The sequence below is a fragment of the Lacinutrix chionoecetis genome (genome assembly GCF_053604665.1).
The window spans coordinates 449,058-474,484 of record NZ_JBSHNQ010000086.1 but is presented as its reverse complement, the minus strand read 5'-3'; the positions used below and the strand labels follow the sequence as shown (position 1 = coordinate 474,484).

Annotated in this window: 23 protein-coding genes; 13 read left to right on the top strand and 10 right to left on the bottom strand. The window is 33.4% G+C overall.

Going from position 1 to position 25,427, the window contains the following annotated elements:
• Positions 1-57 precede the first annotated feature (57 nt).
• From ACVC43_RS14330 to ACVC43_RS14285, 10 genes are all read right to left on the bottom strand, one after another.
• Positions 58-807, bottom strand: coding sequence for a hypothetical protein (locus ACVC43_RS14330; protein ID WP_452225218.1), 750 nt, complete (start codon positions 805-807; stop codon positions 58-60).
• Positions 794-1,357: an RNA polymerase sigma factor gene (locus ACVC43_RS14325; protein ID WP_452225217.1), complete on the bottom strand. Its 564-nt coding sequence runs from the start codon at positions 1,355-1,357 to the stop codon at positions 794-796. The genes ACVC43_RS14330 and ACVC43_RS14325 overlap by 14 nt, the downstream gene beginning before the upstream one ends.
• 78 nt (positions 1,358-1,435) lie before the next feature.
• Entirely contained in the window at positions 1,436-2,413 is a 978-nt protein-coding gene (locus ACVC43_RS14320; protein ID WP_452225216.1) for a polyprenyl synthetase family protein, read from the bottom strand.
• Between the two features lie 47 nt (positions 2,414-2,460).
• Positions 2,461-3,735, bottom strand: coding sequence for a rod shape-determining protein RodA (rodA, locus tag ACVC43_RS14315; protein ID WP_452225215.1), 1,275 nt, complete (start codon positions 3,733-3,735; stop codon positions 2,461-2,463).
• Between the two features lie 9 nt (positions 3,736-3,744).
• Complete coding sequence (gene mrdA / locus ACVC43_RS14310) at positions 3,745-5,667, bottom strand: penicillin-binding protein 2 (protein WP_452225214.1); 1,923 nt, start codon at positions 5,665-5,667, stop codon at positions 3,745-3,747.
• Positions 5,664-6,173 (bottom strand): rod shape-determining protein MreD, encoded by a 510-nt coding sequence (gene mreD, locus ACVC43_RS14305; protein ID WP_452225213.1) that lies wholly within the window; start codon positions 6,171-6,173, stop codon positions 5,664-5,666. The genes mrdA and mreD overlap by 4 nt, the downstream gene beginning before the upstream one ends.
• On the bottom strand, positions 6,166-6,984 hold the full coding sequence (gene mreC / locus ACVC43_RS14300) for a rod shape-determining protein MreC (protein ID WP_452225212.1): 819 nt from the start codon (positions 6,982-6,984) through the stop codon (positions 6,166-6,168). Before mreC ends, mreD begins: the two co-directional genes overlap by 8 nt.
• Before the next feature lie 13 nt (positions 6,985-6,997).
• Positions 6,998-8,026 (bottom strand): rod shape-determining protein, encoded by a 1,029-nt coding sequence (locus tag ACVC43_RS14295; protein WP_452225211.1) that lies wholly within the window; start codon positions 8,024-8,026, stop codon positions 6,998-7,000.
• Positions 8,027-8,403: 377 nt separating this feature from the next.
• Entirely contained in the window at positions 8,404-9,936 is a 1,533-nt protein-coding gene (gene purH / locus ACVC43_RS14290; RefSeq protein WP_452225210.1) for a bifunctional phosphoribosylaminoimidazolecarboxamide formyltransferase/IMP cyclohydrolase, read from the bottom strand.
• Positions 9,937-10,036: 100 nt separating this feature from the next.
• Entirely contained in the window at positions 10,037-10,492 is a 456-nt protein-coding gene (locus ACVC43_RS14285; protein WP_452225209.1) for a GAF domain-containing protein, read from the bottom strand.
• A gap of 79 nt (positions 10,493-10,571) precedes the next feature.
• Here ACVC43_RS14285 and xrtF point away from each other — a divergent pair, with 79 nt between their 5' ends.
• From xrtF to ACVC43_RS14220, 13 genes are all read left to right on the top strand, one after another.
• Positions 10,572-11,123: an exosortase family protein XrtF gene (gene xrtF / locus ACVC43_RS14280; protein ID WP_452225208.1), complete on the top strand. Its 552-nt coding sequence runs from the start codon at positions 10,572-10,574 to the stop codon at positions 11,121-11,123.
• Positions 11,116-11,544 carry an exosortase F system-associated membrane protein gene (locus ACVC43_RS14275; RefSeq protein WP_452225207.1) on the top strand — a complete coding sequence of 143 codons (429 nt, stop codon included), beginning with the start codon at positions 11,116-11,118 and terminating at the stop codon, positions 11,542-11,544. The genes xrtF and ACVC43_RS14275 overlap by 8 nt, the downstream gene beginning before the upstream one ends.
• 66 nt (positions 11,545-11,610) lie before the next feature.
• On the top strand, positions 11,611-12,009 hold the full coding sequence (locus tag ACVC43_RS14270) for an HYC_CC_PP family protein (RefSeq protein ID WP_452225330.1): 399 nt from the start codon (positions 11,611-11,613) through the stop codon (positions 12,007-12,009).
• Positions 12,010-12,077: 68 nt separating this feature from the next.
• Positions 12,078-14,456 (top strand): multicopper oxidase domain-containing protein, encoded by a 2,379-nt coding sequence (locus ACVC43_RS14265; protein WP_452225206.1) that lies wholly within the window; start codon positions 12,078-12,080, stop codon positions 14,454-14,456.
• A gap of 30 nt (positions 14,457-14,486) precedes the next feature.
• Entirely contained in the window at positions 14,487-14,963 is a 477-nt protein-coding gene (locus tag ACVC43_RS14260) for a DUF305 domain-containing protein (RefSeq protein ID WP_452225205.1), read from the top strand.
• Between the two features lie 18 nt (positions 14,964-14,981).
• On the top strand, positions 14,982-15,707 hold the full coding sequence (locus ACVC43_RS14255) for a heavy-metal-associated domain-containing protein (protein WP_452225204.1): 726 nt from the start codon (positions 14,982-14,984) through the stop codon (positions 15,705-15,707).
• Positions 15,707-17,962, top strand: a complete 2,256-nt coding sequence (locus ACVC43_RS14250; RefSeq protein ID WP_452225203.1) for a TonB-dependent receptor — start codon at positions 15,707-15,709, stop codon at positions 17,960-17,962. Before ACVC43_RS14255 ends, ACVC43_RS14250 begins: the two co-directional genes overlap by 1 nt.
• 46 nt (positions 17,963-18,008) lie before the next feature.
• A complete protein-coding gene (locus ACVC43_RS14245; RefSeq protein WP_452225202.1) occupies positions 18,009-18,380 on the top strand; it encodes a heavy-metal-associated domain-containing protein in 372 nt (123 codons plus the stop codon).
• 171 nt (positions 18,381-18,551) lie between these two features.
• Entirely contained in the window at positions 18,552-18,893 is a 342-nt protein-coding gene (locus ACVC43_RS14240) for a ribose-5-phosphate isomerase (RefSeq protein WP_452225201.1), read from the top strand.
• Between the two features lie 160 nt (positions 18,894-19,053).
• Complete coding sequence (locus ACVC43_RS14235) at positions 19,054-19,995, top strand: polysaccharide lyase family 7 protein (protein ID WP_452225200.1); 942 nt, start codon at positions 19,054-19,056, stop codon at positions 19,993-19,995.
• A gap of 21 nt (positions 19,996-20,016) precedes the next feature.
• The gene (locus tag ACVC43_RS14230) at positions 20,017-21,852 is read left to right on the top strand and encodes a T9SS type A sorting domain-containing protein (RefSeq protein ID WP_452225199.1); all 1,836 of its coding nucleotides are present in this window, start codon (positions 20,017-20,019) and stop codon (positions 21,850-21,852) included.
• 106 nt (positions 21,853-21,958) lie between these two features.
• On the top strand, positions 21,959-24,283 hold the full coding sequence (locus tag ACVC43_RS14225) for a chondroitinase-B domain-containing protein (protein WP_452225198.1): 2,325 nt from the start codon (positions 21,959-21,961) through the stop codon (positions 24,281-24,283).
• A 50-nt stretch (positions 24,284-24,333) separates the two neighbouring features.
• Positions 24,334-25,353 (top strand): polysaccharide lyase family 7 protein, encoded by a 1,020-nt coding sequence (locus ACVC43_RS14220; RefSeq protein ID WP_452225197.1) that lies wholly within the window; start codon positions 24,334-24,336, stop codon positions 25,351-25,353.
• Positions 25,354-25,427 lie beyond the last annotated feature (74 nt).

Here is a 25,427-nt window from a genome sequence, read left to right as displayed (position 1 = left end):
CTAATGTTGCTACCAGCACATGTTGATAATTGATTTATAATTGATGATTTATTGTTGTTAATCGTTGCGTTCTGCAACAGATTCTTTAAAGCTTTCGTAGCCTTTTCTTGCCATTTTTACCAATTTATCTCTAAAGGTTTCTGCAAGTTCATCTTCCACATCTATAAGTAAACCGTTATAATCTATAGGGATATTTGTTTTTTGTTCCTTTTGCATGGCAATGTCGCGCATGGCCTGATTTAGTAAGATATCTATTTCGTTGTCTGCAATAGTAGTGTTTTCTGTTTTTTCAGAATTATTTTGGACATAAGTTTCTATAACCACTTCGTGTTTTTTGTTTTGCTTTACCAAATCTGTAACACTATTTTCTGTAACAAGAGTCTTATTTTGTTTGTATTCTTTTTCAGTATGACTTGCCAGATGTTGTTGTGTTTTATTTGGCTTATTTACTAAAACTTTCTTTTTGATCGTTGTTTGTTTTTCTTTGGCAGTAACAATTACTTTTTGCTGAGGCACAATAATGGTTTCCTCTTTAATGTTGGTGTTTATGGTGTCTTTTTCAATAGTCTCATCAACTATAATTATTTCAGATTTAATAGTTGTATTTTGCTTAAAGAACATATTAGAAATTAGTATAACACCCACTATACTTGCTGCAATACCAAGCCACCAATATCCTTTTTTATTGCTCTTATTAGCCTCGTTATTTAAACGTTGTGCTAATGTATCCCATGATTTTGCAGAAGGTTCGATGGTTCTTTTTTCGAGCCTTTCTTTCATGTCGTCTTCAAATTTAATTGGTGCCATAACTCGATGTGTTTAATGTTTTAATTTCTTGCTGAAGCATTTTTCGTGCTTTAAATAATTGTGACTTAGAGGTGCCTTCGCTTATATTTAATAAGTCTGCTATTTCGTGGTGTTTATACCCTTCTATGGCATACATAACAAATACCATTTTGTATCCCTCTGGCAACTTATCTATAAGTTTTTGTATGTGTTCCACTTCTATTTCACTATTGATATTATTAGTGTAATCGTTTTTTATCTCGATGTCTTCGACCGCAAATTCTATATTTTTTTGTTGCCTTAAAAACGAAATTGATTCTCGAACCATAATGCGTCTTATCCAGCCTTCAAAACTCCCTTCGTTTCTAAATTTATTTAAGTTTTTAAAAACTTTAAAAAAACCATTTAGCATGGCTTCTTCTGCGTGTTGCACATCTTTTATATAATACCTACAAACGCTTAACATTTTTGGCGCATGCAACTCATACAATACGTGTTGCGCTTCACGATTGTTTTTTTGAGCTTTTTTTATAAGCTTTAATTCATTTTTATAGAGTTGTATAACTTTCAAAAAACACGTTAGTTTAGTGGTTCTATTTATAAAGACGCAAACTTTTTAAAAAAGGTTGCCTGGTACTTAAAAAAAAACTTATTTTTTCCTCTCAATAACGTAATTCACCATTAATTCTAAAGAAGATTTATAGTCCGAATCTGGGAATTCTTGTAGTATTTGTAAGGCTTCGGCTTGAAAAGCTTTCATTTTTGTAACTGCATATTCCAAACCACCATTATTTTTAACAAACGTAATAACCTGGTCTACGCGTTTTTTGTCTTTGTTATGGTTTTTTATGGAATTAATAAGCCAGTTTTTATCCTTTTTACTTACGTTATTAAGCACGTAGATAAGTGGTAAGGTCATTTTTTGTTCCTTAATGTCTATGCCAATAGGTTTACCAATGCTTTTAGAACCATAATCGAACAAATCGTCTTTTATCTGGAAAGCCATACCTATAAGCTCACCAAATTGACGCATGGTTTCTACTTCTGGTGAATCTGGTTTTACAGATGCTGCACCAAGACTACAACAAGCAGCAATAAGCGTGGCTGTTTTTTGTCTTATAATTTCGTAGTAAATGTCTTCTGTTATGTCTAAGCGTCGGGCTTTTTCAATTTGAAGTAATTCGCCTTCGCTCATTTCTCTTACTGCTACCGAAATGATTTTTAGCAAATCGAAATCGTTATTATCTATAGAAAGTAAAAGTCCTTTAGAGAGTAAATAGTCGCCAATAAGTACTGCGATCTTGTTTTTCCAAAGGGCGTTAATACTAAAAAAACCACGACGTTTGTTACTGTCGTCCACCACATCGTCATGCACTAAGGTGGCTGTATGTATTAATTCTATAACCGATGCGCCTCTGTAGGTTCTGTCTAAAACTTCGCCATTAGACACCATTTTAGCGACCAAAAAAACAAACATTGGACGCATTTGTTTGCCCTTACGGTTTACTATGTAGTGTGTAATACGGTTTAATAATGCAACTTTAGAAGACATTGCCAAACGGAACTTTTGCTCAAAAAGATCCATCTCGAATGCGATAGGTTGTTTTATTTGTTCGGTTATTTTCAAAATTCGAATTGAATTACAAAGCTACTAATAAACTTTGTTTTAGTTTACTACCATTCATTAATTCTATTAGAGTCTAATTTAATGAATATAAAAACCAAAATAGTAAATCCCCAAAGTCCAGAGCCACCATAACTAAATAAAGGTAGCGGAATACCAATGGTAGGAATTAAGCCCATAACCATACCAATATTAATTAAAAAATGAAGGAATAATATAGCTGCAACCGAGTAGCCATATACTCTACTAAATTGCGATTTTTGTAATTCGGATAGATGAAGGATTCTTAAAATAAGCAAGACAAAAACGAGTACCACACCAAAACTACCTATAAATCCCCATTCTTCGCCCACTGTGGTAAATATATAATCGGTATGTTGTTCTGGAACAAATTTACCTGTAGTTCTGGTACCTTCCATAAACCCTTTGCCAGTAAAGCCTCCCGAACTTATGGCTTTTTCACTTTCTAAAAGATTATAGGCCGCTTCTTTTTTCATCTTTTCCAGCTTTTCAGCATCTTTTTCAAGACTCAACCAAATGGTAATTCTGTCTTTTTGGTGAAATGGCAACACACTTTCGTACGCATAACGTACTCCAAATGAAATAACCAAGGCTACTAATAAGGTAAAAATAGGTTGAATAAATGATGGTTTCTTTTTACGTGTAAAGTAATAAGCAAATACAATAATTGCTGCAGCGAACATTGTAATAATAATTCCAAATTTTAAAGCACAGATAGCCAATACAATAAATAACGACCCAATAATTAAATAAATTTTAGGAAGTCCCTCGCGATATAAAACAAAAAAGAATGCGCCATAAACCAATGTGCTTCCTGCATCTTTTTGAAGTAGGATAAGAAATGCCGGAACTATAATGATAGCAAATAAACGAAGTTGGTGTTTAAATTGCTTGATGTCTGTTTGCAAATCGCTTACATACTTTGCAACTGCCAAGGCTGTGGCTGCTTTAGCAAATTCACTAGGCTGTAATGTCATGCCTCCTAAATCGTACCACGATGTTGCACCATTAATATTTTTTCCGAAGACGAACAAACCAACTAAGGAGAGCAGCGACGCAAAATAAATAATACTGGAAAAACGCTCGTAAAACTTAGCATCTATAGAAAGAACAAGAATGATTAATACTACCGAAAGTATAATAAAAATTAATTGCTTACCGTAAAACTCTGTAAAACTAAAATAGTCTACAACTTCACCAGAATGCGAAGCCGACAAGATATTTAACCACCCAAAACTTGCCAGTAAAAAAAACAGAAGTATGCTTATCCAATCGAATTTATAGTGTCTATCTGTTTGTCTCATATTAAGGCGCTACTTAGTATTAGATTCGCCTGGATACTCAAGAACCTCTTCCATTGGAATTATTTGGTATTCGGTTTGACGATTAATTTTAAAAGGCTCACCAGAATAGGGCTTTGCATATTCGTTTTCAAGACTATGGGTTAACAGCCACGTTTCTAAGTCTTTACGCGTAATGGTGTTATTAATATATTTCTCAATCATTAAACTAGCAATCTTTCCAGCATATCTACTTCCAAAATAACCATTTTCCACAAAAACGGCCATTGCAATTTTTGGGTTGTCTTTAGGTGCAAAAGCAACAAATATAGAATGGTCTGTTAATTGCGTTCTAACACTATCGATAACAGCAAAATTTTCTACTGTACCTGTTTTTCCGCAGATTTCAATGCCCTTTACTTGTAATGATGCCGCTGTTCCCTTTTCATATACTTTTAACATGCCTTCAATAACAGGGTCGAAATGCTTTTTGTCTATAGTTGTGTATTTTGGAATGGTAAAATTATCTGGTAGTTTTTCGCCTTCAATTTCTTTAATAATATGTGGTGTAAAATAATAACCTCTATTCGCTATTGCTGCTACCATATTTGCTAATTGAATAGGAGTTGTTGCCACCTCACCTTGACCAATAGCATTAGAAATAGTGTAGGTAGAATAGAATTCTCTTGGGTATATTTTACTGTAATAGTTTCTATTAGGAATACGTCCTTTTTGCCCGACCACTAAATCGTTATTTAAAAAATTTCCTAAGCCAAAGCTTTTGGCGTGTTTACTCCAGTTATCAATACCAATAGAGGCATTATCAGGTTTGTCTAAAATACGACGATAAACAGTGGCGAAATACGCGTTACAAGACTCTTGAATCCCATGAATCATATCGTTTCTTGTACCGCTTCTACAGTGGCATTTCATAAAACTATTACCATATCTGTAACCTGTATAGCAAGTTATTTTTTCGTCTGTAGAGATTACGTTTTCTTGGAGTGCAATTAAAGCATTCATTAATTTAAATGGTGAACCAGGCTCGTAAACACCTTGTAAACTTCTGTTAAACAAAGGCTTGGCAATAGAGTCTCTAATTAATTTATTGAAGTTTTTAGAACGTTTTCTACCAACCAAATCATTTGGATTATAGGAAGGTGCTGCAATCATCGCCAAAATTTCACCAGAACTTGGTTCTATAGCAATAATTCCTCCGCGTTTATTTTGCATTAACCACTCACCATAGGCTTGAAGCTCTGCATCAATAGTTATTTTTATGTCTTTACCTTGTTCTGGAACAGTATCGTATTTCCCTTCTTTATATGGCCCAATGTTTCTATTAAACCTGTCTTTTTGTATAAACTGAATCCCTTTTCTGCCACGTAGAATGTCTTCGTAAGATTTCTCCACACCTTGTTTGCCAATAAGGTCACCCATTTTATAATAGCCATCGTTTTTAATGTTGGCATTATTTACTTCACCAATATCGCCCAAGACGTTAGCACCTATGGTTGTTTCGTATTGTCTTAGCGAGCGTTTTTGAATGTGAAACCCTTCATATTTTCTCATTTTTTCCTGAAGTACAGCATAATCTTCCTTAGAAAGGTGCGAAACGAAAGGAGAAGGTAATCGCCATGAGTAATTTTTTGCTTTTTCCAGCTGACTTATAAAACGTTCTTTATCAATTTTAAGTAAAGAGCAAAATTCTAAAGTGTCTAATGGCTGCACTTCTCGAGGAATAACCATAACATCGTAAGAAGGTTGGTTGGCAACTAATAGCTTACCATTTCTATCGTAAACAAAACCTCTTTTAGGGTAATCGTACACTTTTCTAATGGCATTGTCTTCGTAAAGACTATCTGAATTAGATTTATAAATTTGCAAATAAAAGAGTCTGGCAGTAAATATTATGCCAACTAAAATTACAGAAAAGAAAAGTAAAAATTGTCTCATTTTTTATTTGTACCACTAAAAATTATAATAAGTAAAACACTTAAAATTATAGTAAATATACTTGAAAATAACGTGTTTTTAAGTACAAAAAGTATCTTGGAAAAGTTAAAAATTTCAAGAGAAAATAAAATAAAATGATGAATAACGGTTAATATAGTTATATACGTAAAGCGTTGCCCAAAATCGATACTACCAAATTTAATTGTTTGGTGCTCGTAAACCGCGCCAAAACTAAACTTTAAGGCCGCTGGACGAATAAATGCAATAGTTACCGACGCTGCTGCATGCACACCTCCAGAATCTAAAAACATATCTACAAATAAGCCTAATAGAAAACTTAGCAAAATAAATAATAGTCTGTTATTTTTAACCGGATAGAGAATAATAAACAATATATAAATATACGGGTTTATGTAACCCATAAAATTAATATGACTTAACACTAACACTTGCAACACAATCAAGCCAATAAAACGGATGGTATGTATTGAAAATATATTAGTCATTTGTTTGTAAAATAGCTTTTATAGCTTTAACATCTCTGTTTTCGATAATGTATACGTGTTCAATATTTGTCATGTCGTTGAACAGGGTAATTTCAATTTCGTAGTAGTTTTCTGCAGTATCTAATTTAAAATTTGAAATAGTGCCCACTGGAATCCCTTTTGGAAATATGGCCGAACGTCCAGAAGTAATAATAGTATCTCCTTTTGCAACAGGTGCAATTTTAGGGATTTCTGTAAGTTGAATGGTCTGTGGCGAATTGCCGTTCCAGCTTAGCGATCCAAAATGATTGGTTTTTTTAAGTTGTGCACTTATGCTACTTGTAGTATTTAAAATAGATAATACCGTCGCATAGTTAGCACTCGATTTTTCGATGATACCAAGAATCCCTTTGCTGGTAATTACTCCTAAATCTTGCTTTATACTGTCTTTTTTCCCTTTATTAACTAATAAAATATTATTAGTTGCAGCATAACTGTTTTTAATAACCTGAGCTGGTACAAACACATAATGTTTAGAAAAACTTGTACTGTCGATGAAAGCAGCTGCTTCGTTATTTTCTGAATTAAAAAGAATAGATTTTAATTTATTATTCTCTTCCTGTAGTAAAATATTTTGTTCCCTTAACCCAAAGTAATCCGTTATATTATTAGAGGTGGTGTATAAACCACCACTTAAAAAATTTGCCGATGTTATAAAACGACTTCTATGATAGCTATGCGATTGAATTGTTAACAGCAGCGAAATAAACAGCAGCAATGCAAATAGCAGAAACGTTTTGTTTCTTAGTATAAAGTTTACTATTTGTTGCATTTAGAATTGAAGATTATTTAATCAGAATACTTTTAAATTTTGATAAATTTTTAAGTGTAATCCCAGTACCACGTACTACTGCACGTAAAGGATCTTCGGCAATGTAAACTGGTAAATCTGTTTTTTGAGACAGTCGCTTATCTAAGCCACGTAACATCGATCCTCCACCAGCTAAGTAAATACCAGTATTATAAATATCGGCAGCCAATTCGGGAGGTGTTTGCGATAAAGTTTCCATAACCGCATCTTCCACACGTAAAATAGATTTATCTAAAGCTTTAGCAATTTCACGATAAGAAATCTGCACCTGCTTAGGTTTTCCTGTTAATAAATCGCGGCCTTGAACACTCATATCTTCTGGTGGTAAATCTAAATCTTCGGTAGCTGCACCAATTTGTATTTTTATTTTTTCGGCAGTACGTTCACCAACATAAAGGTTATGTTGTGTACGCATGTAATAAATAATATCGTTTGTAAATACATCTCCTGCAATTTTAACAGATTTGTCGCAAACAATCCCTCCTAAAGCAATAACAGCAATTTCGGTAGTACCACCACCAATATCTACAATCATGTTTCCTTTAGGCTGCATAATATCAACACCAATACCAATTGCAGCAGCCATTGGCTCATGTATTAAATATACTTCTTTACCGTTAACTCGCTCTGCACTTTCTTTAACCGCTCGCATTTCTACTTCTGTAATTCCAGAAGGAATACAAATAACCATTCGTAAAGACGGTGTAAACAGCTTCTTTTTAAGCGCAGGAATGTTTTTAATAAACATACTTATCATTTGCTCCGAAGCATCAAAATCTGCAATTACACCATCTTTTAATGGTCTAATGGTTTTAATGTTTTCGTGTGTTTTTCCTTGCATCATATTGGCTTCTTGACCAACAGCTATTATTTTTCCCGAAATACGATCTCTCGCAACAATGGATGGAGCATCTACAACAACCTTGTCGTTGTGAATAATTAATGTGTTTGCAGTTCCTAAATCTATTGCGATTTCTTCGGTTAGGAAGTCAAAAAATCCCATGCGTTAAGTAGTAATTATTGAAGTTATTATTGAGTTGCTGTAAAAGTAATAAAACTAACTAAAAAAACAGCTTTTATTGTATATAGTTCTTATATAAATTTTTAGGGCTGAATGATTTATAAACCAAACAATAAAAGAGATACGTTACTTGCGCAATTTTAGATGTGACTTATAATTTATTTTTTCGGTTTTGTGGAATTGTTAACACGTTAAATGTTAAAAAGAGAATTTAAATTTTAAAATCGTTTATCCAGCTTTCTAAAACATATAATTTTTTTGATGTATCCTGAAATTTATAAAAAAGACCTCACAGGTTTTAAAAATCTGTGAGGTCTGGAAGTATTTATAATAAAATTCCTGCCTTTGCAGGACGTAGTTTAATGTTTAAAATGGCGTGTTCCTGTAAATACCATGGCAACATCGTTATCGTTACAGTAATCTATACTAAGCTGATCCTTAATCGACCCTCCTGGCTGTATTACTGCCGAAACTCCAGCATTTTTAGCAATCTCTACACAATCTGGAAACGGAAAAAAAGCATCACTTGCCATAACACTTCCGTTTAAATTAAATTTAAAAGATTGCGCTTTGTGTATGGCCTGGTTTAAAGCATCTACGCGACTTGTTTGCCCAGTACCACTGGCACACAATTGCTTTCCTTTTACTAAAACAATAGTATTAGATTTTGTGTGCTTACAAATTTTAGAAGCGAAAATTAAATCGTCTAACTCGTTATTTGATGGCGCTTTTGTAGTGGCATTTTTAAGGTCTTCTTTTTGGTCTGTTTTGTTATTTCTATCCTGTACTAAAACACCGTTTAAACATGTTCTTACCGTTGTTTGAGCCAATTCAGCATCTTTTAAAACCAAAAGAATTCTGTTTTTCTTGCCTTTTAAAATCGTTTCGGCTTCAGCAGAAAAGCCTGGAGCAATTACTACTTCACAAAACAGTTTATGAATTTCTTCGGCTGTTGCTTTATCAATTTCAGTATTTGAAATTAAAACACCACCAAAGGCTGACACTGGATCTCCAGCAAGTGCATCGTTATATGCTTCTAATAAAGTGTCACGCTGCGCTAAACCACAGGCATTATTATGTTTTAAAATAGCAAACGTTGGTGCATCGTTTTTAAACTCATCCATTAAGTTTACAGCAGCATCAACGTCTAAGAGGTTGTTATAGCTTAATTCTTTCCCATGTAACTGAGTAAACATCTCGTCAAAATTTCCAAAGAAAAATCCGCGTTGATGTGGGTTTTCACCATAACGTAAAACCTTACCGTTGGTTTCAGACACTTTTAAAGCTGCAATACTGTGGTCTTTATTAAAGTAGTTAAAAATCGCCGAGTCGTAGTGCGAAGACACATTAAAAGCTTTTGCTGCAAATGCTTTTCTGTCTTCTTCAGATAGGTTTCCTTTTTTGTCTGTTATCAATTCTAAAAATTCTGCATAATCATTAACCGAAGACACGCAAATAACATCTGCATAATTTTTTGCTGCAGCTCGAATTAGAGAAATACCTCCAATATCTATTTTCTCGATAATATCTTGATTGCTTGCGCCTGAAGCAACGGTTTTTTCGAAAGGATATAAATCTACAATCACCACATCTATTTGCGGAATGTTAAATTCTTTCATTTCGGTAACATCACCTTCATGGTTTTGGCGATTTAAAATACCACCAAAAACTTTTGGATGCAACGTTTTTACACGACCTCCAAGTATAGATGGATACGAGGTTACATCCTCTACAGGAACGACTTTTATTCCTAAATCGTTAATAAATTTTTCTGTTCCACCAGTAGAATAAATGGTAACTCCTTGTGCGTTTAGTTCTTTAACAATAGGTTCTAAACCTTCCTTGCTAAATACCGAAATTAGTGCAGATTTAATTGTTTTGTTATTGCTCATTAGTAGTTGTGTTAATAAGCAAGCAAATTTAAATAAAAAGTAAAAGAATTATGCCTAAAAAATAATTGGGTTTTCAACTAAAATCTATAGTTGTTAACAACTATAAGATTTTTGCTACTTTTTCGCAAACAAACTCTAAAAAGCGTTCATCTTCTTCTGTAAACGGATCTGGTGTGTTAGAGTCGATATCTATTTGCCCAATATTTTCACCATTTACAAAAATAGGAATTACTATTTCCGCCTTAACCGTTATACTACAGGCAATGTAATTGTCTTGTGCAGCAACATCTGGCACCACAAAATTTTTGTTACTTACAGCAACTTGTCCACAAATGCCTTTTCCAAAAGGAATAATTGTATGGTCTGTAGGTTCACCAACATAAGGTCCTAATTTTAATTCGTTTTTATCGCCATTTTTAAAATAGAAACCAACCCAATTGTAGTGTGCTACATTTGCTTCTAACAGTTCGCAAATTTGTATTAGCCTTGTATCAACAGTATTTCCTGAGTTAGAAAGAATAGCTTGAGTTTGTGGTTTTAAGGTTTCAAAATTCATAAGGCTATATTTTTTTGGTAAAAGTATTTAAAAAGACGTAATTTCAACCTTTAAAAATTCTAAATTTTTCATAATTAAATTGAAAGACCTCGTAGTTAAATATAAATCAGTCATTAAATTTATAGTCACCTTTTTGTTGGTTTATATTGGGTTATCTATAGTCTATAAATTATATTTAAATGCATCAACAGGTTCTTTATATTATCCAGATTATATTACCAATTTAGTGGCTTACCAAAGTGAAGCTTTGTTAAACACCGTTGGTTACAAAGCCGAAGTTATTAAACATCCATTAGAACCTTCAATGAAATTAATAGTTCGCGGAAAATATTTGGCACGAATAATCGAAGGTTGTAATGCTGTGAGTGTTATTATCTTGTTTGTTGCGTTTGTAATAGCGTTTTCTGGCAAATTAAAAACAACATTTTTATTTTTGCTTGCCGGAAGTGTTATTATTTATATTGTAAACTTGGTTAGAATCGTAATTCTATCCGTTGGATTGTACCATTATCCATGGAGGAGTGATATATTACATTCGGTGGTGTTTCCCGCAATAATTTATGGTATTGTATTTTTATTATGGATGCTTTGGGTGAATAGATTTTCTAATATTGGAAAAAATAATGGGTAAGTACAACAAATATATTTGGCTGTTTTTTCTTTTCTTGTTATTGGTTTTAGTACGCGCGTTTGAAAGCGAATTATTCTACGATCCGTATTTAAAATTCTTCCAAAACGATTATTTGTATATAGATTCGCCAAGGCGTGAGGTATTAAAATTAACACTATCTACGACCCTTCGTTTTGTAATAAACACTCTAATTTCGTTAGCTATATTATATATGTTTTTTAAGGATTGGAGTATTATTAAATTTTCAATTTTAATTTACAGTGTTAGCTACCTCTTTTTACTAATTCTCTTTTTATATTTTGTCCTCAACCCAAAGCAGGAGGATTATTTTATGTTTTTTAATATTAGGCGATTTTTAATTCAGCCACTAATATTATTACTGTTATTACCAGCTTTTTATTACCAAAGAAAAGGTGCTTAAAATAGTGTTAAACCGCGTATATACATAATTTCATATTTATATTTTTTGTAACTTTGCATCGTGAAAATTAACATTTTACATAAAACTTTATCTTTTGCTATGGCATTTATAGTGCTGTTTTCAACATTATCTTTCACTGTTGAATCGCATTACTGTGGCAACCGCTTAATAGATACTGCCGTATTTACCAAAGCTAAAAATTGCGGTATGGAAATGGCAGACAAAACACCTATGAAAAAAGGATGTTGTAAAGATGAAGTAGAGGTCATAAAAGGTCAAGACGATTTAAAACTCAACACTTTCGAGGATTTAGAGTTAAGTCAGCAACTGTTTATCACTTCTTTTGTTTACACTTATATTTATCTTTTTGAAAGCTTACCAAAGCAAACTATACCTCATAAAGACTATTCACCACCCAATCTCGTCGTCGACATACAACTTCTGGACGATGTGTTTTTAATTTGATTTTAATAATTCAGTGTATTTCGCTTACGCGGAATTTTTAACCGAATTATTAATTTAAATGATTAAAAATGAAATTGAATACATGGCTTTTAGCCACATTATTTTTCTTTTCAATAGGAAAAATATTAGCACAAGAAACACTTGATTCTCAAAGTGATTCTAATATTAAAGAATACACATTAACAATCGCCAAAGAAAACATTAACATTACAGGTAAATCTGTAATGGGAATGACCGTAAATGGCACCATTCCTGGTCCAGTTTTAGAATTTACCGAAGGTGACGAAGCAGTAATCCATGTAAAAAACACTATGGATGTGGAAACATCTGTCCACTGGCATGGTATTTTACTTCCAAATTTTTACGATGGTGTACCATACTTAACAACACCACCAATAAAATCAGGCACAACATTTACATATAAGTTTAAACTTAAACAAGCTGGAACCTATTGGTACCATTCTCACACTATGTTACAAGAGCAAAGTGGTGTGTATGGTGCTTTTGTTATTCACCCAAAAGAGGAAACCCTTAAATATGATAAAGAATTGGTTTTAATGCTTTCAGACTGGACCAACGAAAAACCAAAAGACGTATTAAGAACCTTAAAAAGAGGAACCGAATGGTATGGCATTAAAAAAGGAACTGCAACACCTTTAAATCAAGTAATTTCCAGAGGTGCTTTTGGCGCTCAGTTAGATTTCTGGCGACAAAGAATGGAAGGCGCAGACATTGCAGATGTATATTATCCAGCCTTTTTAATTAATGGAAAACAGACTATTAACTATCCAGAGTTTAAAAGTGGCGAAAAAGTAAGGTTGCGAATAATTAACGGCGCAGCATCTACAGCATTTTGGATGACCTTTGGTGGTGATTCGTCAACTTTAGTGGCAGCAGATGGTTTAGATGTAGTGCCTGTTACTAGAAACAAAACATTTATAGGTAATGCCGAAACGTACGATTTTATAGTAACGATTCCAGAAGATAAAAAGTTAGAATTCAAAATTTCTGCTCAAGATGGTTCTGGCACTGCTTCAGCATATTTAGGTGAAGGTGAAATTTTAAAGGCTATGGAGGTTCCAAGACCTGATAAAATTGAAATGATGAAACAAATGGCTAAAATGGATATGAAAATGGGAGCACACGCTTTAAAATTTCAGCCAAATAAAGATGAACGTTTTAAAATTAAAGCTGAATATGGCATGCAGATGGATCATAGAGAAATGAATCATGATGATATGAATCACGATAACATGGACCATTCTAAAATGAAGAAGAATCAAGATGGCATGGAAAAACCACACATGAAACATGATTCTATGAAAATGGAGAAGATGAATCATGATAACATGGACCATTCTAAAATGAAAATGGAGAATGATACAAATCATGCAGATAGTAAAGAAATGGATATGAACGACATGGATGGTATGCAAATGAATGCCGAATACAATTACGATTATTTAAAATCTCCAGAGAAAACAATATACGATGCTGACGCACCCGTAAACGAAATTCTATTAAACTTAACGGGAAATATGAATCGTTATATTTGGAGTTTTAATGGTGTGGTTTTATCTGAAACCGATAAAATAAAGATTAAAAGTAATGAGGTAACACGTATTACTTTTAATAATTTAACCATGATGCACCATCCTTTGCATTTACACGGTCACTTTTTTAGAGTATTAAATAAAAATGGAGATTATTCTCCTTTAAAACATACTGTAAATGTACCACCAATGAAAGAGGTAACCATCGAGTTTTATGGCGATGAGTATGGCGACTGGTTTTTTCACTGTCATATTTTGTACCATATGATGAGTGGCATGACACGAATTATTAGTTACGATACGCCAAGAGACGAAAGAATGAAAGCCTATCCAATCAATAATTTAATAAAAGAAAGCAATCTTTATTATTCTTGGGGAATGGTTGATGTTGCCTCTCATATGACAGAGTTAAACTTAGTGACTTCAAACTACAGGAATCAATTTAATGTCATGGCAGAATACGGCTGGAATAAAAATTTAGAAGCCGAAGCAACTTACGAGTATTATTTACACGATTATTTAAGAGTGTTCGGTGGTGTAAATATTGAAAATGAATTAGAAGATAGTTTAGAAGAAGTAAATACAACAGCTATTGTTGGTTTACGGTATTTAACACCTTATTTATTTAGTCTTGATGTTCGTTTAGATAATGAATTACGACCACAAGTAGGTTTAAGTCGTGAAATTATGGTGTTTCCAAGAACAGCTGTTTTTGGAGAAATTGAATACCAAGCCGATTTTGGTTTAGTAAATACACTACCACAAAATTCAAATTTTGAAAAAGAATTAGTTTGGAGTGCTGGTGTTGAATATTTACTGTCAAAAAACGCATCGTTAATGGCGAGTTACGATAATCGCTTTGGCGCTGGAGGCGGATTATCTTTAAGATTTTAAAAACAATATAATTACTAAAACCATTTTATTATGAAAAATCATGACATGAAAAAAAACAGTTACACAAAATTTATTTTAATGTTAGTGGCTTCATTTATAGCTATGTATATAACCATGTATTTAAATACTTATGCAATAGACCATGTTTACTTTAGTTTAACTCGTTTTTACATGAGTTGCTTAGGTATTGCAGCAATGGCTATAATTATGTTTGTTGCTATGCGCAACATGTACCAAAACAAGAAGAAAAACATTGCTATTGTTTTAGGTAGTATTATTCTGTTTTTTGGAGCCTTAACCTTAGTAAGAATACAAAAACCAATAGTTGGAGATATTTTATGGATGAAAGCCATGATACCTCATCATTCCATTGCCATCTTAACAAGCAGTAGAGCAGATATAAAAGATCCAGAGGTTAAAAAATTAGCTGAGGACATCATTAAAGCTCAAGAAAGAGAAATTGAAGAAATGAAAGCAATGATTGAGCGTTTACAAAACGCTAAATAATTTAAAAAAACAAATAAAATGAAACACACATATAAAATCGCAGGTATGACTTGTGGCAACTGTAAAGCATCAGTTGAAAAAATACTTAATGACATGGAGCATGTAATTCATGCTTCGGTAGATTTGGCTAATGAAGAAGCCACTGTAGAAATGTCTCAACATATAAAAATGGAAACATTTCAAAAGGCATTACCAGAAAAATATTCCATTTCTGAAAAGAAAGAACAAAACGTATTTTCTTCAGTAACCAATGAAGAAGAAAAAACAGACTTACAAAAACTAAAACCACTATTTCTAATTATAGGTTATATAACCATAGCTTCTATACTTTTACATTATAAAAATTGGGATTGGAGTGGTTTTATGCTCGATTTTATGGGTCTATTCTATATTGTATTTAGCTTCTTTAAAATTTTAGATTTAAAAGGTTTTCCAGAATCTTTTAAAATGTACGATCCATTGGCCAAAGCCATTCCTGCTTACGGAAAAGTGTATCCTTTTATTGAGGTTGCACTTGGTCTCATGTTTTTAATGCGTTTTCAAATTCCTTTCGCTTTAATAATTACCATAATAATTTTAGGAATAACAACAATTGGTGTCACTAAAACGCTGTTAGATAAAAAATCTATTCAATGTGCCTGTTTAGGTACAGCTTTAAACTTACCAATGACTAAAGCCACTTTTATAGAAAATACTATTATGATAGTAATGGCAGTAATTATGCTAATAAACATATATATTTAATGAGAAAGCTATTATTTATTATACTATTAGTTCCGTTTTTAACATGGTCGCAAACCCAGCTAAAAGGTGTGGTTTTTGAAGACAATGCAAACAGGACACCGCTTCCAGGCGCCAATGTGTTTTGGTTGGACACCAAAGTTGGGAATGTTACAGATTTTAACGGAAACTTTACCATTCCATACAAAAAAGAATATCGGAAATTAGTGATAAGTTATGTTGGTTTTAAAACAGATACTTTAACTATTATAGAGCCAAAGCCAATTAAACATTATTTAAAACCAACGAGTGAGTTGGATGAAATTAAAATAACTTCAAGGAATAAAGCTACGGCAACTTCTTATTTGTCTTCGCAAAATATTATGACGATTAGTAGTGATGAGTTACTTAAAGCTGCTTGTTGTAATTTATCTGAAAGCTTTGAAACCAATCCTTCCATCGATGTTAACTTTGCCGATGCCGTAACTGGTACGCGACAAATAAAAATGTTAGGTTTAACGAGTCCGTATATATTAATTGCTACCGAAAATATTCCTTCTATTCGTGGTGCCTCTCAAGCTTTTGGGCTTAGTTTTATTCCTGGTACTTGGGTAGAAAGTATTCAAATTACTAAAGGCGCAGGAAGTGTGGTTAATGGTTACGAAAGTATTGCTGGACAAATAAATACAGAGTTGGTTAAGCCCACAACCGACGATAAATTATTTGTAAATCTGTATGGAGCAAGTAGCACAAGATTAGAGCTCAATACCCATTTTAACACTAAAGTTAGTGATAGATGGGACACAGGTTTATACCTTCATGGTAATACTCATAATAAAAAACACGATGTCAATAATGATGGTTTTATAGATATGCCACTTTATAACCAAGTCAATGTTATGAACCGCTGGCAATACACAAATCCAGAAAAAGGCTTTGTTAGTTTTATTAATTTAAAATATTTAAACGATAATAAGGAATCTGGAGAAATAGATTTTAACCCAGATAACAATAGACTATCTCCTAATTCTGTGCTTAGTGGAGACGAGGTTTGGGGAAGTGAAATCGATACAGAACGCTATGAGATTTCAGCAAAATTGGGTTACGTAAATCCAGAATTGCCATGGCAAAGTGTTGGCGTACAAGCTGCTTATAGCGGACATAAACAAAACTCATATTTTGGCTTAAATGTCTACGATATAGAACATAACAGTTTATATGCAAATGTTATATATAACTCTATTATAAGCGACTCAAGACACAAAATAAAAACAGGATTGAGTTATACTTACGATCATTATAATGAACTTGTAAATCTTACCAATTATAATAGAAACGAAAATTCTATTGGCGCTTTTTTTGAGTATAATTATTTTAATTTAGACAAGCTAAATGTGACTGCTGGCTTAAGAATAGACAGGCATAATTTATTAGGTACTTTTATAACACCACGATTGCATTTTAAATACACTACCTGGGAAAAAGGTGTGTTTAGAGCCTCCGTAGGAAGAGGTAAACGTAGCGCTAATATTTTTGCGGAAAATCAAAAATTATTCTCTACATCAAGAGTTATAAATATTCTGGATAATTCTGGCAACATTTATGGTTTAGACCCAGAAATTGCATGGAATTATGGTGTGTCTTTTTTACAAGGATTTAGAGCATTGGGTAGAAAAGGAGAAGTAATATTTGATTTTTACAGAACAGACTTTAAAAATCAGGTAGTTGTAGATTATGAAAATGCTCAGGAAGTAAATTTCTACAACCTAAAAGGTAATAGCTATGCCAACAGTTTTCAGGTTGAAGTTAATTACGAGCCTTTTAATAGTTTTGATGTGCGTTTAGCATACAAAAATTACGATGTTAAAACGCAGTACAATTCTGGTGAGTTAGAAAAACCTTTAACACCTAAACATCGTTTTTTCGCTAATACTTCTTATGAAACACATTTAGCTGAAGGAGATTCAAAACAATGGAAATTTGATGCCACCTATAATTGGTTGGGAGCACAGCGTTTTTCATCAACACAAGATAATCCTGTGCAATATCAATTACCAGATTATTCACCTACTTTAGCAACGCTTAACGCTCAAGTAACAAGAGTATTTTCTCCAAAATTTGAAATTTATTTAGGAGGAGAAAACATAACCAATGTTAGACAAAATAATCCTATAATTTCTGCAGATAATCCTTTTGGCTCAAGTTTTGATACTACATTTGTATATGGCCCAATTTTTGGATCAAATTATTATGCAGGATTGAGATATAAAATTAAATAACTTATACTTTTAAAAATAAAAAAACTAATAATTAAAAATTATAAATATGAAATCTATTAAAATACTAAAGAACACCGTAATAGCTTTAGCCTTATTAGTAACATCTGTTACATTTGCGCAAAATAAAAACGCAAGAGCATCTATAGAAGTAGATGGTGTGTGCTTAATGTGTAAAAAGAGAATTGAAAAGGCAAGTTTAAACACCAAAGGTGTTAAGTCTGCCATTTGGGATGTACAAACACATGAACTAAAACTAATTTTCGACGAGCGTAAAACAAACCTTGAAACCATACAAGAAAGTATAGTTTCAGTAGGTCATGATACTAAAGAATTAAAGGCGACAGATGAGGCATATAATTCTGTACACCCATGTTGTAAATATCGTGATGAGGAAGTCATCGACGATCATAAAAAATAAACTTTCAAATTTAATGTTGTCACTGGTTGGCAACTCATTATAGAGTTAAAAGCCTATCTCCCGATAATTATCGGTGAGAGGGGCTTTTTTATTCTGTCTATTTTGAAATAACAGCAATTTAGTCTGTGCTCATACCTACTCTATCTCAAGTACTTTTTGTAGTTTTACTGCATGCCATATAGAATATATGTTATAGAATTATCTAAACGTGTGTTTACTGAAAACGCAAAATTTAGAAAAGCAAATCCGCAATTTAATGGCGTATTACAATGTTTATACGTAGGTATGACGAGTAAAACACCAAAAGAACGCTTTCTACAGCATAAAACAGGCTATCGAAACAAAAAGGGACATAAATTGTCGTCTAATATTGTGGAAAAATACGGTATGTATTTAAGGCCAAGTTTATACAATCATATAGACCCGATTTCTAACCGAACCGAAGCGCTTAAGGCCGAAGCAGCATTGGCTTTAACCTTAAAAAGACAACGCTATGCAGTGTGGTACAATTAAATGATAAATATTTCATTTTCTCATCCTTTTTAGATTACTATCATCAAAATTCTACGTCTATTTTTTATTAATTTAATAATAGAACTCCTAATTTTTTATGAAATTCAAAAAATTATAATATATTTGGTAAACCAATTTGGTTAACCAATTTATATTTAACATGATTAGTATCCTAAAACACACGTTTAAATTTGCTCTCATATTTTTAATGTTGGCTCCAATTACATCATGTTCTACAGATAATGAAGACACTCCAGTACCAATTACTCAGGAGGCTGATGACGAAGAAAACAATGACGATGATGACGACCAACCAATTGTTTATGCAGATATCGATTTTACAAATTGGAAAGTCACACTGCCTGTAGATGAGAATAATAATGGCAGTCCGGATGAATACCAACCATCACAGCTCATTAATTATGGTTATCAAACGCTAACTGCGGTACAGCCGTTTATGTATGACGATATACAAGACGCTTCTCTTGTGTTTTACACCTATCCAGAATCCTCAACCACAAACAGTTCGTTTTCACGAACGGAGTTAAGAGAATTAATTAACACCTCTAATTCTGGCGATAACTGGACATTGGCAACTGGAGGGGAAATGATTGGAAGACTAAAAGTTGAATCTGTTTCTGTAAATAATGAATCGTCCAGCGACGACTATCATAAGGTTATTGTTATGCAAATTCATGGTATTATATCTGAAGAAGATATGAACACGCACGGCTTTTCCTCGAATAATGGTCCTCCGTTAATTAAAATATACTGGAAAGATGGCTTTGTTTGGTGCCATAAAAAATCACTAGTTGACGAAAACACAACAGGAGATGCTTTATTAGATACTTCAAGCAATACATGGGAAGATATAAAAGTAAATTTAGGCTACGTTGGCTATCAGGCTTTCGACTTTAGAATTAAAGCTTCAACTGCCAGAATTGAAGTTCAGCTTAATGACCAAGATCCATTTATATATCAGGATGTTAGCTTAGACAAGTGGCCTTTCGAAAATTACTTCAAAGCTGGAAACTATTTAACATCAACACATCCAGAGGCCTTTTCTTATGTAAAATATTATCAATTATCCCTAACACACTAACAATAAATAAATTTAAAAATCATGAAAATAAAATTACTTCTACTAACAATTCTTTTCGCAAGTTTTGCTTATTCACAATCGACACTTACACTAGGTACAGATACCTCCTCATCTGCCACCAGAGGCCCTTTTCAACGTTCAGATAGCGGATCAAGTTCTGTATTTTCTCGCGCAAGTATTTTTTATTCTGCAACAGAATTAGCTCCTTTATCACCTTCTGCAACTATATCTCAAATCAATTTCGATTTGGGTTCTACAAATATCATAACAGCTTCAGGAGATGCTACAATGGTTGTTTATATGAGAAATTCCAGTGCAACAGAAGTCGTTGCTGTAGATAGTACCTGGGACGATGCTATAAATGGTGCTACAATAGTTGGCACATACACCTTTAACACATCCAACAATTTTCCTGGCGCCGAAGGGTTTATGAGTTTTGTATTGTCTACACCATTCAGTTACACAGGCGGTGCTTTAGAAATCGCTGTAGACTGGGATTGTTCTAACTTGGTAGCTGCAGATCCAGGACAACCAAACTTATTATTTTCTGGTAACGGTTCTTTAAACTGGCATTGGACTCCTACAGCTCACCAATCGCTTAATTACAGAGCTGGATCGTCTTCTGCACCAAGCACATTAACATCAAGAAAAGCTGAGCGCGTAAATACTGAAATTGTTTATTCTGGTGCCACTACTCCACCAACAGTTGGTCAGGTTATTGGACAATTTCCAGAAATGGATGGTGGCATGGAAGCACAAACTGCAGATGCTACCATGAATTCTGCAGGAAGTGGGCAAGTTGATACTGCACAAACCGAATGGACAGTTTCTTCAACAGGTAACTCATCGGTTTATGAAATGACCGATGACGCATCATTAGCAAGAACAGGCACCTTTTCTGCCGCTTGGGCTGTTGCTTCGGGAGCTAATAATGTTCGTATGCAATCACCATCACCAACAAGTCCTACAATTCAGCCTGATACAGAATATACAGTTCAATACTTTTATTCTGCACCAACAGATCCAGGAGATGATTTAGATGCTGGTATTTATTTAAATAATACTAATGGAGGTGTTGCAAGTAACACTACAGATGTTACTCCATTTGCAGCAAATACCTATACAAAAACATACAGAACTTTAACTACAGGCTCTGTTTTTAATGCCTCGAATTGGGCTGTAGCTCGACTTGATGGTGATGATAACGGATACACAGACACAGTACGTATTGATGATTTTGTGGTATATGCAGGACCTTATGATGACACTTTACCAAACGATCCAACGGCTGGAACCTATGCAAACAATGCCGGAACAGCTTCAATTGGTTGGACTGCACCTTCTGGCGGTGTTGATGGTGGTGGTTATGTAGTTGTTAAATATGCAACAATGCCAAATGCAGATAACGATCCTAATCAAAATGGTATTTACCAATTTGGTAGTACTACTACAAATGGAACTGGTGGTTTAACTGGAACGGTTGCTTATATTGGTACAGACACCAATTTTACAGATACATATGCAGCTGGTACTTATTATAAAATTTATGCTGTGGATAAAGCGTTTAATTATTCTAATGAAATAGTAGTTTCCGATGCTACTTTAAGCGTGGTTGAAAATACAATTGAAGGCATTAAAATATATCCTAATCCAGCAAGCGATATTCTTAATATTGAAATGATAAATGCTGAAAATATTTCTACAGTAGAAATATTTAATATTTTAGGTGAGCAGGTTTTAAAATCTGAATTAAACAATAATAAAATAAATGTCTCAGAATTATCAAAAGGAATGTACTTAGTTAAAATAATTTCTGAAAATGGGAATGAAGGCATTAGAAAAATAATAATAAAATAATATTTGAATTGTCTATTAAACCTAATGTTTACATTAAGTCTTTTAGTTTTTAAAAGACTTTTTGTTTTCATTATTACTTAGACAAAAATCCTCTAATTAAATTTTTATGAGAACAATAATCGTATTCTCCATTGCATTGCTATTTTTTGCTTGTGATAAACAATCAAAAACAAATAACGCTTTAATTTCAAATGTTGAAGCGCTAAACGATGCTTTAGAAAAGGCTAAACCAGGAGACGTATTAGTTTTAAAAGATGGTATTTACAAAGATGTTCAAATTAAATTTAGAGGAAAAGGTACAAAAGACAACCCTATTACATTAAAAGCAGAAACTCCAGGAAAAGTATCTATTGAAGGGCAATCGTATTTAAAATTTGGAGGTGAATATTTAACAGTTGAAGGGTTGCATTTTAAAAATGGCTATTCACCATCTAATGCAGTTATAGAATTTAAAATTAAAAACAAAGATTCTATAGATGATATAGCCAACAATTGTAAAGTCACTAACTGCGTTATCGAAGATTTTAACAAACCAAAGCGTGACGAAGACGATTTATGGGTGTTGTTTTGGGGAAGACACAATGAATTAAGCAATTGTTACATCGCAGGGAAAACCAACAGAGGACCAACCGTTAGAGTGAGTATTGCAGGTGTAGAAAGCATTAAAAACTATCATAAAATTGTAAATAATCATTTTGGACCAAGACCTGTAAAGGGTGGCCCAAGTGGTGAAACCATTCAGTTGGGAGATAGTTACACCTCTATGTCTCCAAGTCACACTTTAGTTGCCAATAACCTGTTTGAAGAATGTAATGGTGAAGTTGAAGTCATATCCAGTAAAACCAATTTTAACGAGTTTAGAAATAACGTATTTTATAAAAGTGAAGGCTCTTTGGTAACTCGTCATGGTAATTATTCATTAATAGACGGTAACTATTTTATAGGTGATGGTATAAATGAAAATATTGGCGGCATACGTATTATTAATACAGGACATTGGGTTACTAATAACTACTTCTACAACCTAAAAGGGAAAAGCTTTAGAAGTCCGTTGGCTGTAATGAATGGGATTCCAAAATCACCATTAAATCGTTACAATCAAGTGACTGACGTTGTGGTAGCCTATAACACCTATGTAAATTGTAGCTCGCCTTGGCAATTTGGTGTAGGTACAAATATTGCACAGGCAGATGTGTTACCTCCATCTGAAATTCGTTCCGCAAGAGCCATTAGAACAACGGTTGCCAATAACGTCGTTTATAATGAAAAAGGCTTAGAGCAAATAGTCGTTGAGAACGATAAAGCAGATGGTGTCATGTTTAAAAATAACATTGTAGATAATCAAGGTGTTCCTTTTAATAATTTTAATGGTGGTTTAATTGAAGCCTCTTTAGAATTAAATAAAGTTTCCGATAATATTTTTATCCCAACAGGAATTCCTAACGATTTTGAAGCTTATAACGGTTTCGATTTTAATACCATTGAAACCGATTTATTCGGAAATTCAAGAACAGACAGTAAGCATGTAGGTGCTGTTGTAGGTGTTGATTTCGAAAATCCAAATATTTTAGATAAATCTAAATACGGAACCTCATGGTTTTCAAATGAACTTGAAGATAAAGAACCGACAACGCATAATGTGACAAAAGCAGAAGAGCTTCAAACTAAAATAAATGAAGCGGAGAATGGTGACGTTATTGCTTTAGCGGAAGGTGTTTTTAATCTAAACAAATCTTTAGTTATAGATAAAACTATTACCATCCAATCGCAAGGCGACAATAAAGCGCAACTTGTTTTTTCCGGTGAAGCGAATACACCATTATTCTCTTTAGAATCTAAAGGAAAGCTTACTGTAAAAAACTTAGATTTAAAAGGTAACCATTCAAATTACGCCTTTGCCAGTTTAAATGAGAATATGTCTAACCATTTTGGTTTAACCGTTGTAACTACTGAAATAAGCGATTTTAATTATGTGCTAAAAGTATATAAAGAATCCTTTGCAGAGCGTATCACGTTTGAAAACACATCGATTTCCGATTGTGAAAACGGCATTGAACTTTCCGAAGAAACAAACGATAAAGGTGACTATAACACCGAATATTTAACTATAAATAACTGCAACTTCAATAACGTAAAACAAAATGTTGTGGATTACTACAGAGGTGGTTACGACGAATCTACTATTGGTGGAAATCTTCTAATTACCAACAGCACATTTACAAATTGTGGTGCAAAAGAGAAGAACAAAAGGTTATTTAACCATAACGGAATTGTAAATGTAAAAATCAATAACAACACCTTTAAAAATAACAACGTAAAGTTTGTGTCTATTCTTTGGGGTGCAAAAAACAACTCAGCATCAGATAATACACTAATCAATTCTGGACTAATTAAAACCGAAGAAAACTTAGTCATGACACTAATGTATTAAACATTCCTGCGAAAGCAGGAATCTCATAAACTGTAATAAAAACGACTAAAATGAAAAAATCGCTATTTACCTTAGTTATACTTGTTTCAATCTTTTCATGTAAAAACGAAACAAAAAAGACTGAAAACAAAGCTGAAGTTGAAAATCAAAAAACAGTAAAATACCCAAGCGACGTCATTCCATTTATGGACCAATGGAAAATTCTCTTAGGTGATGGAACCTATGTTGACGATTTGGTAAACTACCAAAAAGACGATTTCTTTTATGTTGAAAATGAAAACGGAATAGATTGGGTAGTTTATAAAACACCAAATTCTGGTATTACATCCAGAACATCAAAAAACACAAGAACGGAATTAGGCCAGAAGGCACATTGGATACCAGAAACGGGTGGAAAATTAACAGGAACGCTAAAAGTACAACACGTGTCAACCACAGGAGATGCGACGAGAGCATCTTCCTATTCTGTGGTTATCGGTCAAATTCATAGCGACGAAGGACACGAAAATGAGCCACTTAAAATCTTCTACAAAAAATTCCCAGGTCAAACCAAAGGATCTGTATTTTGGAACTACGAAATCAATCCAAAAGGTAGTAATGACGGACGGTTCGATTTTTCCACAGCAGTTTGGGGACATGATTTTTCTGTAGTTGGCACAGACGCAACAACGTATCCTGAAGAACCAAAAGATGGCATTGCTTTAGGCGAAGAATTTAGTTACGAAGTCAATGTACACAAAGGCATCATGTACTTAACATTTACCAGCGAAGGTCACGACACTATAACATTTACGAAGAGTTTAATTAAATCCGATTTTCCTACGAAAGCAGATATTCCGCAGCAGGTCATAGACAATTATTCTTCAAGACGAGAGGTGAGTGAAGAAAGAGAAATTGCATATGCTGGAGAAATGAATTATTTTAAACAAGGTGCGTATAACCAAGCAAATGGAGAATCCACCAAATCGGAAACCTATGGTGGTGACATTAATAAACAATATGAAAACGGAAGTTATGCTGAGGTTTGGTTTAAAGAAGCAACCGTAGGCAAAAGCACTGAACCAAATTAAGTTTGAAAAGGTCAATTAATTGCAAATAAGTTTGTCAGGTTGAGCGCAGTCGAAACCTCTCAGTGTACTTTTCA

Coding starts and splice junctions, on each gene's coding strand:
- ACVC43_RS14275 (WP_452225207.1), top strand. CDS start 11,116: ATGGGTAAGTACAACAAATATATTTGGCTGTTTTTTCTTTTCTTGTTA.
- mreC (WP_452225212.1), bottom strand. CDS start 6,984: ATGCAACAAATAGTAAACTTTATACTAAGAAACAAAACGTTTCTGCTA.
- ACVC43_RS14260 (WP_452225205.1), top strand. CDS start 14,487: ATGAAAAATCATGACATGAAAAAAAACAGTTACACAAAATTTATTTTA.
- ACVC43_RS14285 (WP_452225209.1), bottom strand. CDS start 10,492: ATGAATTTTGAAACCTTAAAACCACAAACTCAAGCTATTCTTTCTAAC.
- ACVC43_RS14230 (WP_452225199.1), top strand. CDS start 20,017: ATGAAAATAAAATTACTTCTACTAACAATTCTTTTCGCAAGTTTTGCT.
- ACVC43_RS14220 (WP_452225197.1), top strand. CDS start 24,334: ATGAAAAAATCGCTATTTACCTTAGTTATACTTGTTTCAATCTTTTCA.
- mrdA (WP_452225214.1), bottom strand. CDS start 5,667: ATGAGACAATTTTTACTTTTCTTTTCTGTAATTTTAGTTGGCATAATA.
- ACVC43_RS14245 (WP_452225202.1), top strand. CDS start 18,009: ATGAAATCTATTAAAATACTAAAGAACACCGTAATAGCTTTAGCCTTA.
- mreD (WP_452225213.1), bottom strand. CDS start 6,173: ATGACTAATATATTTTCAATACATACCATCCGTTTTATTGGCTTGATT.
- rodA (WP_452225215.1), bottom strand. CDS start 3,735: ATGAGACAAACAGATAGACACTATAAATTCGATTGGATAAGCATACTT.
- purH (WP_452225210.1), bottom strand. CDS start 9,936: ATGAGCAATAACAAAACAATTAAATCTGCACTAATTTCGGTATTTAGC.
- ACVC43_RS14255 (WP_452225204.1), top strand. CDS start 14,982: ATGAAACACACATATAAAATCGCAGGTATGACTTGTGGCAACTGTAAA.
- ACVC43_RS14240 (WP_452225201.1), top strand. CDS start 18,552: ATGCCATATAGAATATATGTTATAGAATTATCTAAACGTGTGTTTACT.
- ACVC43_RS14295 (WP_452225211.1), bottom strand. CDS start 8,026: ATGGGATTTTTTGACTTCCTAACCGAAGAAATCGCAATAGATTTAGGA.
- ACVC43_RS14250 (WP_452225203.1), top strand. CDS start 15,707: ATGAGAAAGCTATTATTTATTATACTATTAGTTCCGTTTTTAACATGG.
- ACVC43_RS14265 (WP_452225206.1), top strand. CDS start 12,078: ATGAAATTGAATACATGGCTTTTAGCCACATTATTTTTCTTTTCAATA.
- ACVC43_RS14330 (WP_452225218.1), bottom strand. CDS start 807: ATGGCACCAATTAAATTTGAAGACGACATGAAAGAAAGGCTCGAAAAA.
- ACVC43_RS14235 (WP_452225200.1), top strand. CDS start 19,054: ATGATTAGTATCCTAAAACACACGTTTAAATTTGCTCTCATATTTTTA.
- ACVC43_RS14225 (WP_452225198.1), top strand. CDS start 21,959: ATGAGAACAATAATCGTATTCTCCATTGCATTGCTATTTTTTGCTTGT.